Origin of the sequence: Collinsella sp. i05-0019-G5, from assembly GCF_042851345.1 — a bacterium.
Lineage (GTDB): Bacteria > Actinomycetota > Coriobacteriia > Coriobacteriales > Coriobacteriaceae > Collinsella.
Genome location: NZ_AP031421.1, coordinates 487024 through 499688, shown reverse-complemented (window position 1 = coordinate 499688; position 12665 = coordinate 487024). Strand labels below are relative to the sequence as shown.

At 60.2% G+C, this 12665-nt stretch carries 9 protein-coding genes; 1 reads left to right on the top strand and 8 read right to left on the bottom strand.

Annotated elements, in window-relative coordinates:
- Positions 1–45: 45 nt before the first annotated feature.
- Complete coding sequence (locus ACGHIZ_RS02090) at positions 46–1803, bottom strand: ABC transporter ATP-binding protein (RefSeq protein WP_138114187.1); 1758 nt, start codon at positions 1801–1803, stop codon at positions 46–48.
- Complete coding sequence (locus ACGHIZ_RS02085; protein ID WP_175406121.1) at positions 1804–3630, bottom strand: ABC transporter ATP-binding protein; 1827 nt, start codon at positions 3628–3630, stop codon at positions 1804–1806.
- A gap of 120 nt (positions 3631–3750) precedes the next feature.
- Here ACGHIZ_RS02085 and ACGHIZ_RS02080 point away from each other — a divergent pair, with 120 nt between their 5' ends.
- The gene (locus tag ACGHIZ_RS02080; RefSeq protein ID WP_229107869.1) at positions 3751–4749 is read left to right on the top strand and encodes a helix-turn-helix transcriptional regulator; all 999 of its coding nucleotides are present in this window, start codon (positions 3751–3753) and stop codon (positions 4747–4749) included.
- A 64-nt stretch (positions 4750–4813) separates the two neighbouring features.
- On the opposite strand, the gene ACGHIZ_RS02075 is transcribed toward ACGHIZ_RS02080, so the two are convergent.
- From ACGHIZ_RS02075 to ACGHIZ_RS02050, 6 genes are all read right to left on the bottom strand, one after another.
- Positions 4814–6178, bottom strand: coding sequence for an ATP-binding protein (locus ACGHIZ_RS02075; RefSeq protein WP_138114181.1), 1365 nt, complete (start codon positions 6176–6178; stop codon positions 4814–4816).
- A 343-nt stretch (positions 6179–6521) separates the two neighbouring features.
- Positions 6522–8198 carry an Asp-tRNA(Asn)/Glu-tRNA(Gln) amidotransferase subunit GatB gene (gatB, locus tag ACGHIZ_RS02070; RefSeq protein ID WP_195568837.1) on the bottom strand — a complete coding sequence of 559 codons (1677 nt, stop codon included), beginning with the start codon at positions 8196–8198 and terminating at the stop codon, positions 6522–6524.
- Positions 8198–9712, bottom strand: coding sequence for an Asp-tRNA(Asn)/Glu-tRNA(Gln) amidotransferase subunit GatA (gatA, locus tag ACGHIZ_RS02065; RefSeq protein ID WP_253056683.1), 1515 nt, complete (start codon positions 9710–9712; stop codon positions 8198–8200). The genes gatB and gatA overlap by 1 nt, the downstream gene beginning before the upstream one ends.
- Entirely contained in the window at positions 9712–10023 is a 312-nt protein-coding gene (gatC, locus tag ACGHIZ_RS02060) for an Asp-tRNA(Asn)/Glu-tRNA(Gln) amidotransferase subunit GatC (RefSeq protein WP_055250987.1), read from the bottom strand. The genes gatA and gatC overlap by 1 nt, the downstream gene beginning before the upstream one ends.
- Before the next feature lie 303 nt (positions 10024–10326).
- Entirely contained in the window at positions 10327–11244 is a 918-nt protein-coding gene (locus ACGHIZ_RS02055) for a class C sortase (protein WP_157758027.1), read from the bottom strand.
- 143 nt (positions 11245–11387) lie between these two features.
- Entirely contained in the window at positions 11388–12395 is a 1008-nt protein-coding gene (locus ACGHIZ_RS02050) for a hypothetical protein (protein ID WP_390448793.1), read from the bottom strand.
- Between the last annotated feature and the right edge of the window lie 270 nt (positions 12396–12665).

Genomic DNA, 12665 nt, shown 5'->3' with positions numbered 1-12665 from the left:
GGGGTGAACTCAATATGACAAAGGGACTGCCCCTTTGTCATATTCCTACAGCTGCCAGTCCGCCGCCTCCTTTTGCAGCGCAACCATGCGGGCGAATTCTCCACCTGCCGCCTTGAGCTGCGCCGGGGTGCCCTGTTCGGCAACCACTCCATTCTTGAGCACAACGATTTTGTCGGCATTTTCCACCGTACGCATACGGTGGGCAATAACGATAACCGTCTTACCTGCAAGCAGACGGGAGAGTGCCTGCTGTACCACGGTCTCGTTCTCCACATCCAAGCTTGCCGTCGCCTCGTCCAACAGCACGATGGGTGCGTCTTTGAGCAGCGCGCGGGCGATGGAGATGCGCTGGCGCTCGCCACCGGACAGCTTGGAGCCGTTCTCGCCGATCATGGTGTCGTAGCCCTGCGGCATGCGGCACACAAACTCGTCGCAGTTGGCGGCACGCGCGGCCGCAAGCACTTCCTCATCGGTGGCATCACGACGCCCGAGGCGGATGTTTCCCATCACCGTGTCGTCAAAGAGCAGCACGTCTTGGAACACGATAGCGTAGTCGCGCAGGAGTACCTCGGGATCGACGCCCGCAACATCCACACCGCCCACGGTAACCTTGCCCGCAGTGGCATCCCAAAAGCGCGCGGCCAGGCGGCTCACCGTAGACTTACCGGAACCCGAAGGACCGACCAGCGCCGTAACTTCGCCTTCCTTGGCGGTAAAGCTCACATCGGTAAGAACTTTCTCGCCGGCGCGGCCGTCCTCGCCCGCACCATAGCCAAATGCCACGTGATCGAACACCACATCGTGACCCGCGGGCTCAAATTTCTCGCTGCCCCGCGCCACAGGCTCTTCCATGATGGAACGCATGCGCTTGGCAGACGACTCGGCGGCAAACAGCTCGGACATTAACATTAACGCCTGGTCAAAGGGCGCATAGATACGGCTCACCATAAGCAAGAAGGCAAACATCACCAAATAGTCGACCCGCCCCGAGGCAACCATCGCGGCACCCGTTACCAGCGTGGAAGCGACCCCCAGACGCAAAATGACAAAGGCAGAGTTGACCAAAAGCCCGTTAACGAGTTCTCCCTTAGTGGTCTCGCGCTCCTCGTCATCGATCACGGCACCGAGTCCCTCAAGATAATAGGCCTCCTGGTTGGTAGCGCGGATCTCGCGCACACAATCGAGCGTCTCCTGGATCGCCTCGGTGACTTTGACCTTCTCGGCGCGAACACGGTCGAACACCGGGACCATGGGGCCGCGCGTCAAATACAGCACGGCAAAGGCCACGGGAACGCTCCAGAACGCCGTGATCGCCAACTGCCAGCAAAAGAACAGCGATGCTGCGAACACAATAGCGCTTGCGATAATGGCGCCCCAAAGCTCTCCCAACACGTGGCTGTAGGCATGTTCCATGGTCTGGACATCGCCCATGATGGTCTCGGTTAAATCGGCCAGATCACGACGACCGAAAAACGACAGCGGCAGTTTGCGCAAGCGTTCGGCGATCTCCATACGCTGCTTGCCGCACTCCTCGTAAAAGATGCAGTAGGTGTAGTAATACTGTTGCCAGTTAGAGGCAAAGAGCAACACGAAAAAGACCAGGAGGCCGCCCACGATCGGCAGGGCATCCGGCAGGTCAGCGCCAGTGGCGAGATGTTCGACAAAACCGGCCATGACCAGGAATAAAAAGCCCATGCCGGCCATGGTAATAAGATTGGTGAGCGTGGTCCAGAAAATGCCGCGCTTTACGCCGGCGACGCCTTTATCGGATAGGAAATACTTCTTTTGGAATGAGGCGAACATTTAGGCCTCGCCTCCCTTCGTGACGGCGGCATCCGCGGTCGCTGCAGTGATTTTCCAGCTCGCGGCCTGTTCGTATTCGGCCCACATCTTGGCATACAAACCCTCTTGGGACAGCAACTCGGCATGAGTACCCGACTCCTGCACCCTGCCCTGGTTGAGCACCACGATTTGATCTGCGCCCACTACAGTCGAGAGTCGATGAGCAATCATAATGACCGTGCGACCCGCCGCCAGCTTGCTAAAGGCGCGCTGGATGAGCGCCTCGTTCTCGGGGTCGGCAAACGCCGTGGCCTCATCGAGCACCACGATAGGCGCGTCTTTAAGGATCGCGCGGGCGAGCGCCACGCGCTGGACCTCGCCGCCCGAAAGATATGCTCCGCCGGCACCGAGCATGGTATTGATGCCCTGCGGGAGCTTGGCCACAATGTCGTCGCACTGAGCTGCGGAGAGGGCCGCACGCACTTCGTCGTCAGTGGCCGTAGGCTTGGAGGCGCGCACATTATCGGCAAGTGTTTGCCGGAACAGCTGGTTAGTCTGGAACACGAAAGCGACCTGGTCCATAAGCTCGTGCGGATCCATATCGCAAACGTCCACACCGCCTACAAGCACTCGGCCCGAAGAGACATCCCAAAAACGAGGAATCAGGCTTGCGCAGGTTGACTTGCCGCCGCCCGAAGGACCCACTAGGGCGAGGGTGCTACCAGCGGGAACACTGAAACTTACATGGCTAACGGCAGGTGCTTCGGCACCCTCGTACGTAAAGCTTACGTCCTCAAATCGCACTTCGCCGCCGGCAGGGTGCTTGAGTTGGGCGGGCACGGAGAGCTGCTTGGAATCCATGATACTTCGAATACGAGCCAGCGAATCGGCACTCATCTGAGAGGCCTCGCCCACAAACATGAGCTTGGTCAGGGCCGTCGGTACCACGGCCGAAAATATCGCGTAAAACGTGAAGTTGGCCATAAAATGTGCGAAGTCCGTCTCGCCCGGCGCCAACAGCAACGCCACGGGCAACAGGAATGCCACAAGACCATTGAGCGCGGTAAGGTTGAGTACCTGCGGACCTCGGCAGAACGTGCCCGCATAGTTTTGTGCCATGTCGGCGTATTCGGCGATCGCATCGTGGAAAGCCTTAAAGGAGTAGACCGTCTGCTGAAACACCTTGACCACGGGAATACCGCGTACGTATTCGGTGCCGGTCTTGTTCATCTTGACCAGCGCTCCCATGTAGGCCTTCATGAACTCGGCGCCTTTGCCGCTCATCATGGTGGCCATGGCGCCAAACGAAATGGCCACCGAGATGAGGCATGCCGCGCCCAAGCGCCAATCGAGGGCGAAAAGCAATACGAGCAGGCCCACGACCATGGCGGCGGCGCCTGCGATATCGGGCAGCATGTGTGCGAGCAAAGTCTCGGTGGAGGCGGCACATCCGTCTACAACACGACGCAGCTCACCGGTGGCGTGCGTGTCAAAGTAGCCAAGCGGCAGCTTAAGCAGGTGCTCGCTCGTAGTCTTGCGGATATTGGACGCACAGCGAAACGCGGACAGATGCGTGCACATGAGCCCCACGAAATAAGCTACGATGCTTGCCAGGGCAAAACCCACGGCCCACCAGCCATACATCGCGATGTCGCAGGCTTCGCTCCAGTTAGGCGCCACGGCGATCAGATCGCGCGCGACAAGCCAAATGCACACGTACGGGCCAAAGCTCAGCAGCTGCGAGAGCGCCGAGAGCGCCATGCCCAAATACGTTAGGAATTTGCGGTCACCGGCATACGCGAGCAACTCGCCGATGCCTCCACCTTCCCTTTTTGATCCCTTTGCCATGAGATTCCTTTCTAACGGCTTGAGAGTTAACCGTTCTCAACTTATCATTGATATGTTAGCCAAGGCACACAATCGAGCCAGGCGTGGACGTTTTCGCAAAGGAAGGGGACGCTTTTGAAAATGCATCGGGCTGCGACCGACATAACTGAGCTCTACGCACCACAGTTTGAGCAGTTTGGCCTGGAGCTTTCCGGCAAGGGCGCTGTCTTTACCGGCGAGGTGGCAAACGATCGGGCGCACGGACGCGCATGGATCATGCCTCTCTCCCCTGCCTGCATTGTCATGGAGCATTTCATCACCCCGACGCACGATATGTACCTGGCCGAATACACACCCGAGCCGTACGCCTGCGTGAGCGAAGTCAGCGCGCCCACACTTACATGCATGCCCGAGACTGGCATAACGCCCGCGAACCTCAAACCATCGCATGGACCGTGGCCAAACAATGCCGTTTGCAGCTTTATCCAAGATAGCTGTGGCGAGGAATTAAGCCCGCTGTTTGCGGGGGAACTTTATCACTCGCGCTCGGTGCTCTTTTTGCCTGGATATTTTGACGAACTGGAGCACCGCTATCCCACCGAGTTCGCGGGAATCTTTGAGGCGTTTGCCGAGCCATGGCACGAGGAAGCGACGTCTGCCATCTATCACACGCTGCGCCGGATTAACGAGGACCGTGCCCAAACCGTAGGCGGACACGTCTATATGCAGGGCATCGTGGAGACCATGGTCGCGGAGCTCGCCTGTTCGCGCGCGGCCCACAAGCAGGCGCGGCAGGCGGCAGACACACGCGTCAGCATAACCATGGCCGAAGAAGCAACGGCAATGATTGAGCGCACGCTCGACAAAGGCAGACATGTGGGTATCAACGAGGTGGCCGAGAGGCTCTACACAAGCCGCTCCAAACTATGCGCCACCTTTAAGGCCCAAACCGGCGAGTCCCTGGGCGCCTACATTCGCAGACGCCGTATGGAGCGAGCGCAGGACCTTTTGGCAGATAGCGCGCTCACGATAGCGCAGGTGGCAGAGCGTCTAGGCTACCCTCAGCAGGCCGCCTTCGCCCAAGCCTTCAAGCAATACACCGGCATGACACCCACGGCTTGGCGAAGCAAGCATCGCTAAGGCCCAAGCTCCCTGGCCGTAACGGAGCGATTAATTAGCCGCCGCCCGTCAGCTCACCCGGGATCTAAACGTCAAGATGCGCACAATCAAGCGCCTTTTTGATAAGAGGGACAGATCGATCAGCCAAATACAACGGAATGTTGAGCACCCCGTCGTCGAGCTTTAGGTTCTTAAGTGAGTAGCGGACCCTCAATGGAGTCGTCTCCGCATGCTTGTCGGCATAGTACTTAAGGCTCTTGGAATGAACGACCTCTCCCGATTTGACCTCGACGGGAACGATTTCGTTTCCGACCTGAATCAAAAAATCGACTTCGTGCTTCGGCTTCTCGTTTGTCCAATAACGCGGAGCAGCATCTAACTGTGAAAGTAATGCCTGAAGCACATAGTTCTCGGCGAACGAACCTTTGAACTCCGAAAATAGCGCATCCGAGATGGCAAAAGCGGACGCATCCAGCCTTGCCATGCGGCGCAGCAAGCCGACATCAAGACAGTAGACTTTAAATGCCTTGAGGTCATCGTACGCAGAGAGCGGCACACCACCGGCAGCATTAAGGCGAACCGCCGTGATGAGCCCAGCATCGGCAAGCCATTCCAGAGCATCCTCGTATTCTCGAGCACGAGCCCCCTCGCGCACCGCACCCCAAACGAACTTTTTGTTCTCGCGCGCCAACTGAGCTGGAATCGAGTTCCATATTTGCGAAAGCTTGGCGAACTGCGCACGGCCACCATGCTTGGCAAAATCGCGCTCGTAGGAATCCAAGAGATCAGACAACACCTTATCGACCTGAACGATATCGCCCGTCTCCACCCACCGGCCAAGAGCCTCTGGCATGCCGCCGCATGCAAAATAACGACGAAGATGCTCGACGAGACGGACATGGAAGAAATCGGGCACTGTCTCGATCTGATCCAGGCCGCCAAGGTATTCGTCGTAGTTTGCAGCGCCCTCGGCTTTCAGAAACTCGGAAAAGCTCATGGGGCGCATCTCCATGAACTCGACCTTTCCCACCGGAAAAGCGCTGGTCTCACGGGACAAGCGAACGCCCAACAAAGACCCTGCGCATGCGACGTGATACTCGGGGGCCTCGTCACAGAAGTATTTAAGGGCGCCGACTGCAGAAGGACAATCCTGGATCTCATCAATAATAAGCAGCGTTTCGCCGGGCTCGATAGGCTGTCCAAGTGCCAGGGAAAGATTTGAGATGATCCGTCGAGGATCGCGCGTACCTTCGAAAAACTGAGCGTACTCGCTCTGTACCCCAGGTGACGGCTCCTCGAGCGTCAGATACACAAAATTGCGGTACGAGGTTCGACCGAACTCCTTAAGCGCCCACGTCTTTCCAACCTGGCGCGCCCCCTTAAGGATAAGCGGCTTACGATATTCTGACGCTTTCCAAGCGTTAAGCTTGGCAATGATATCTCGCTGCATGGCCGAACCTCCCGCAAAGAATCTTCCGTAAACGTGATATTTCCCACATTTTACCCTAGGTAAAACGTGACATTTATCACATTTACGGAAGTTTTAAGCTCATTTCGCCACACTTTCATCACATTCAAAAGGCGGAGGCGCATTTTGCGCCTCCGTCACCATCTTTCCTATCAGCCCGCCTGACCCGAACGGCCGAGTCGTCACGGAACCGAGGGGCCGAGCGCAGGGCCTTGCCTCTCAATGAGTTCCGCACGAACAGGAGGCGCCAGTGGCGCCTCCGTCGTGAGTCAGGACTGTCCGAAATTGAGAGGCAAGGCCCTGCGCCCGGCCCCTCGGTTCCCGCTTACGAGAGCGACGTTCTCAGCAACTCGTTGAAGAGCTTCGGGTTGCCCTTGCCGCGGCTCGCCTTCATGCACTGGCCCACCAAAAAGCCGATGACCTTCTGGTTGCCGTCACGATACTGCTGCGCCTGCTCGGCACAGTTTGCCAGCACCTCGTCCACAATCGGCTGCAGCGCACCGGCATCGCTCACCTGACGCATACCACGCTCGTCGACGATCTTGTTGGGGTCGTCGCCGGTCTGGGCCATGGCCTCAAAGACCTCGTGCGCCTGGTTGGAGCTGATAGCATCGGTCGCCAGCAGCTTAGCCAGCGCCGCAACCTGAGCCGGCGCGATACCGGACTCGGTCAGCGACACGCCCGCGCCCTTAAGATAGGCGATCATCTCGTTCACCAGCAAGTTTGCAACCGTCTGGGCCTCCTTGCCAGCCATACCGGCAGCGGCGGCCTCAAAAAACTCGGCAAACTCGGGGTCGCCGGCAATCTGCTCGGCGTCGGCCGCCTTAATGCCAAAGTCGGCCTCAAAACGGACGCGCTTGGCATCGGGCAGCTCGGGGATCTCGCCACGGCAGCGGTCGATGAACTCGTCGTCCAGATCGAACGGCGCCAGATCGGGGTCGGGGAACAGACGATAGTCGTCTGCCGTTTCCTTCACACGCATGACCACGGTGCGCTTGCGACTGGGCTCCCAGTGGCGGGTCTCCTGATAGATGATGCCGCCCTCCTCGAGCACCTCGGCCTGGCGGCAGATCTCGTAGGCAAGGCCATCGTGCAGGCTCTTAAACGAGTTGAGGTTCTTGAGCTCGGTCTTGGTGCCCAGCTTGGTCTCGCCGCGGCGGCGCAGCGACACGTTGCCGTCGCAGCGCATGGAGCCCTTCTCCATGGAGCAGTCCGAAATGCCCAGCGTCACAAAGATGCGACGGAGCTTTTCCATAAACAGGCGAGCCTCCTCGGGCGTGCGCAAGTCGGGCTCAGTCACGAGCTCAATCAAAGGCGTGCCGCAGCGGTTGTAGTCGACGAGCGACTCAGCCGCGGCGGTAATGCGGCCCTCGGCGCCGCCCACATGGACCATCTTGGCGGCGTCCTCCTCCATGTGAATGCGCAGGATGCGGATGGGCACCGTGTAGGAACCGTCCTCGCGACGCTCAGGCATCTGCAAGTTGGACGCATCGTAGCTGGCCAGGTGGCCGGCGCGCTGGTTGCCCTCGCGCATGGTCGACGTCATGGACGTGGACAGGCCCTCGGCGTTGGCCGAGGCGCTCGCCAGACTCTGCGCCTCGGCCTCACCAAACGCGCAGTCGGGGCGCTCGGCGGCACCGCGACCTGTCACGTCAAGATCCAGGTGACCGTACATGGCAAAGGCGACCGGACCCTGCGTGGTCTGGAAGTTCTTGGCCATGTCGGGATAAAAGTAGTGCTTGCGGTAGAACATCGAGTGGCGCTGGATCTCGCAGCTGGTGGCGAGACCGGCCTTGACGATGCTCTCGATGGCGCGCTTGTTGGGCACCGGCAGGGCGCCGGGCAGGCCCAGACACACCGGGCACACGTTGGCGTTGGGCTCGTCATCGTGGCTGAGCTTGCAGTTGCAGAACATCTTGGTATCGAGTGCGGTGAGCTCGGTGTGGATCTCCAGGCCGATCACGGCCTCCCAATCCTGCAGGACCTCGGAAAGCTCCTTCATTACAGCTCGCCTCCCTTCCCGGCAAAATCGGGCGCGACGGAAAGCGCGGGCGCACCCGTGGCGGCATCGGCAAAGCCGCGCTCCAGGGCGCGGGCAAACGTGAGCAGCTGACGGTCCCTAAAGGCAGGTCCCACCAGCTGGGCAGAAACGGGCAGCTTGCTGTCATCGCCCAGGCCCAGCGGCACCGAGATACCGCCGTTGCCGCAAATGTTGAGCGAGATGGTGTACAGGTCGGAGAGGTACATCTGCGTAGGGTCGTTGAGCTCGCCAAACTTAAAGGCCGTGCGCGGCGAGGCGGGCATGAGGATGGTGTCCACCTTGGCATACGCGGCGTCATAGTCCTGCGTGATGAGCGTGCGGGCCTTTTGCGCGGCGTAGTAGTACTTGTCGTACACGCCCGAGCTCAGCAGGTAGGCGCCGAGCATCTGACGGCGCTTGGCCTCGGCGCCAAAGCCGTGGGCGCGCGAAAGCGAGCTCTGGTCGGACAGGTTGGCGCAGCCCTCCTCCTGGTAGCCGTAGCGAATGCCGTCGAAGCGAGCCAGGTTGGAGAACGCCTCGGCCGGGCCGATGACGTAGTAGGCGGCGATGGCGGCGTCCAGGTGCGGCAGGTCGACCTCGACCAGCTCGGCGCCCTGGTTCTGCAGTTCCTGGGCGGCGCGCTGAACAGCGGCCTTGACCTCGGGCGTCAGACCATCGGCCTCCATAAACGCGGGGATGATACCCACGCGCTTGCCCTCGATGCTGTCGTTGAGATGCTCGGTAAAGTCGACGGCGCAATCCTGGCTGGTGCAGTCGTACGGATCGTGGCCCGCGCCGGTAAGCGCGTTCATGGCCAGCGCGACATCCTCGACCGTGCGGCCAAAGGGGCCCACCTGGTCGAGCGACGAGCCAAAGGCAACCACGCCGTAACGGCTCACGGCGCCATACGTGGGCTTAAAGCCCACCACGCCGCACAGCGACGCCGGCTGGCGAATGGAGCCGCCGGTGTCCGAGCCCAGCGAGAGCGCGACCTCGCCCGCGGCGACGGCGGCAGCGGAGCCGCCCGAGGAGCCGCCGGGCACGCGCTCGGTATCCCAAGGGTTGTTGGTGCGGTGGAACGCCGAGCTCTCGGTGGAGCTGCCAAAGGCGAACTCGTCCATGTTGGCCTTGCCCATGGGCAGGCAGCCGGCGTCGAGCATGCGCTGGACGCAGGTGGCGGTGTAGACGCTCTGGTAGTCCCCGAGCATGCGGGAAGCGCAGGTGGTGCGCGTGCCCACGAGGTTCATGTTGTCCTTAATGGCCAGCGGCACGCCCGCGAGCGGGGGCAGCGGCTTGCCTGCGGCACGGTCGGCATCCACGCGCGCGGCGGCCTCGAGCGCAAGCTCGGGCGCCACCTGCAGGAATGCCTGGACCCCGCCCTCGCGCGCCTCGATGGCGGCAAGGGAGGCCTGGGCCACCTCGGTAGCGGTAAAGTCGCCGGCGGCAACGCCCGCGGCGATCTGGGCGGCGGTAAGGGAATCGAAGCTCTGCGCCATTACTCGCTCTCCCCCTCTCCCAAAATGGACGGCACGCGGAAGTAGCGGTCGCGCGCGCTGCCGGCGTTTTCGAGCGCGACGTCGAGCGGCAGATCGCGCTCGGGCTCGCGCAGGTCGTCGCCCATCACGTTGGACAGGCTTCCGATGGGATGGAACGTGGGCTCCACGTCGGGCAAGTCATATTGCAAGACGGGCTCGAGCATCTGGACGGCGTCGTTCATGTAGGACGTCATCTGGGTGAGCTCGTCATCGGTCAGTGCGATTTTTGCGTACTCGGCGATGCCGCGCACGTCTTTCTCGCTGAGTGCCATAGGCGCTCCCTTCCGCATAACAGATAAACCGCTCTAGTATACAAGGCAACGCCGCTTGGAGCAGGCGCTTTACCCAAATGCAGCGAAAACGTAACGAGGGCGGCGGTTGGCAGGCGGCGGGCTGGCGGTTCTGCAGCAAAACCGCACCGTCCATAGCGAAAACCGTCCCGCCCACAACGATAACCATCACAACATTCGACGCTTTTCGCCAAAATCGCGATTTTCATCGAATGTTGTGATGGTTTGGAAGTCCCGACCACCACAAAGGTGCCTGTCCCCATTGTGGTGGTTCTGAAGAATGTCCTATGCCGAGGCCTTGGCCTTGCGGCGCTTGCGGACCGCGTGGATCACGATGTCCAGCAGCAACAGCACAATGGCCACGACCACGATGAGCACGGCAAACTCGCGCTTGCCCCAGTGACGGCCGGCCAGCGACTTTTGCTTGTCGACGTCCTTCTTGTTGTACTTGGTGCGCACGCAATGCACCAGCAGGCGATGGTCGTTCACGCCGTAGGGCGTGCAGGTGACGAGCGTCACCTTGTCGGCGCCGGGCTCGATGGTCAGCGACTCCATCTCCTCGGGCAGCACCACCTCGGAGTCCACCATCTTGTAGGCGAGCGTCTTGTTCATGGTGTGCAGCAGCACCAGGTCGCCGGGCTCCAGCGAGTGGATGTCGTCGAACATGCTCAGGTTGCGCATGCCCGAGTGCGCGGTGAGCACGCAATGCGTCGAGGTGCCGCCCACCGGCAGGCTCGTGCCCTCCAGGTGGCCGACGCCCGCCATAAGGACTTCCTCGCTCGTACCGTGGTAGATGGGCATGCTCACGTCGATGGAGGGGATCTCGACCCAGCTCATCATAGGGTCGCGGTCAAAGATGAGCTGCTGGGCGTAGGGCTCGATCTGGTCGGCGGGAAGCTCGGTGGCCTCGCCCGCCAGCTGTTCGTTAAAGGAGCGCGCCTGGAGCAGGATGCGCTCGCGCTCCTCGGCAGACAGCGCGTCCACGGTGCTGGACACGGTGCTGATCTGGTTGAACACGCCCGAGGCCTCGAGCCGGTCCAAGATCCACGGCCAGGTCATAAGGCCCACGCCGATAAGGATGATGACGATGGTGATGAGCCGGTCGGCCCAGCGCGGCAGCCGCTTGCGGCGGCGCTTGGGCTTTGGTTGAGGTTTGGGCTGAGGGCTTGAGCCGCCGTTGGCCGCAGCGTTATTGCTCTTCATATGTTTGGCGCCCTGCACCATCGCCGGTCACTCCTCTACAACTCAAGTTGTCTAAACAAATAATAGCCGATTCGCGAGCTCGTACGCCGGACAACGCAGCTAGGACCGAAACACCGCCTACGGTCCGAATTCTTGGAGACCTTCTACAGCGCTTCTTGCCATGGATATTCCTTTCCAAACATGCGATCGACTTCGAGCTGAATTCGCTCATCGTCGATTGCCGCCAAAGATAGCGCAAGCGAAATGTTGTCGACACGGGAGGAGTCGGCAAACACGGGCGCATAGCGCCACACTTGGATCATCGCCGTTTCGTTATCCGGCAACTCCCCGTCTGCGACTTCGAGGACGCTCAGTTGACGCCATGCACTTCTTAAGACGGCCTTTTGTTCCATGCCCGGCGCAGCGAGCATCGAACGCGCAGCGAGCGCCGTCTCCCCGGCGTCAACAAGATAGTCGATCTGCGGCGTCTTCCTTGCAAAAAAGACCTTCGAGACAGGCGAGGAGAGCTCTGCCATGTGCTCGCTGAGCAGAAGATCGACGGCAACAGGGAACACGACGACACGTCGCTCGCGACGCTCGCGCCTCGCGAGCCCCCTGTCAACAAGCTCGGTTATGGCCTCACTCGCGCGGCTTGCCGAAATCCCAAGCGCACGACAAAGGTCATAGGGACGATATGGCTCCTGGGCTGCTCCCCAGATTGCGGCAGCCTGCGCGTTGGGTGACATCTTGGTCGCGTGATTGCGAAACCGGGCACCGCTCCTTTCCGTGCAGGCTGCGCCCATAAATGGAAGAAAAGCCTGTCTACCTGGGCAGACAAAGGGAATCCCTTGTGCGACCAATGCTTTGCGCTGACGTGCATCGGCATCAGGAAACGAAACGACAACAGGAGTCTCCGCGCGCAAGGCTAGCTGACTATAGACCCTCTTAGCCTCGGGAAGCCCGACGCCAGTAGGCAAACTTGCAAGCAAAAATGAAAAACCGTTTGCGTCAACCGCGCGGACCTCAATCGCCCGCAGATGCAGCGGCAAGCGTGCGGATCCAGGCCAAGTTTTGGTCTTGGCGGAGAGTCCTAGTGCTTCTTGAAAATAGATTAGCGCTTCGTTCATTTCCATCGTTTTCGTTCGATTCCATTTTATATTGGAATTATACATAATTTTCGGAATTAACGAGATTCCGTTCGCGCCTAAGCCCATATTTGAGTTTTCAAAATGTCCCGAATCGGCGAGGCGATTCGGGATACAATCGTTACAGGAAACGACGCACCCCGCGTAAGTACTTAGGAGCGCGGGCGACCAGTTTCCGACGTTGTTAAATGCCCGGGCCTCTAACCCCGGGCATTCTTATTTGCGCTTGTTGCGGCGCAAATGCCTTCTACCGTCCGCACCGCGCGTGCGCCTACGGACCTTAAACCGAACCTCATA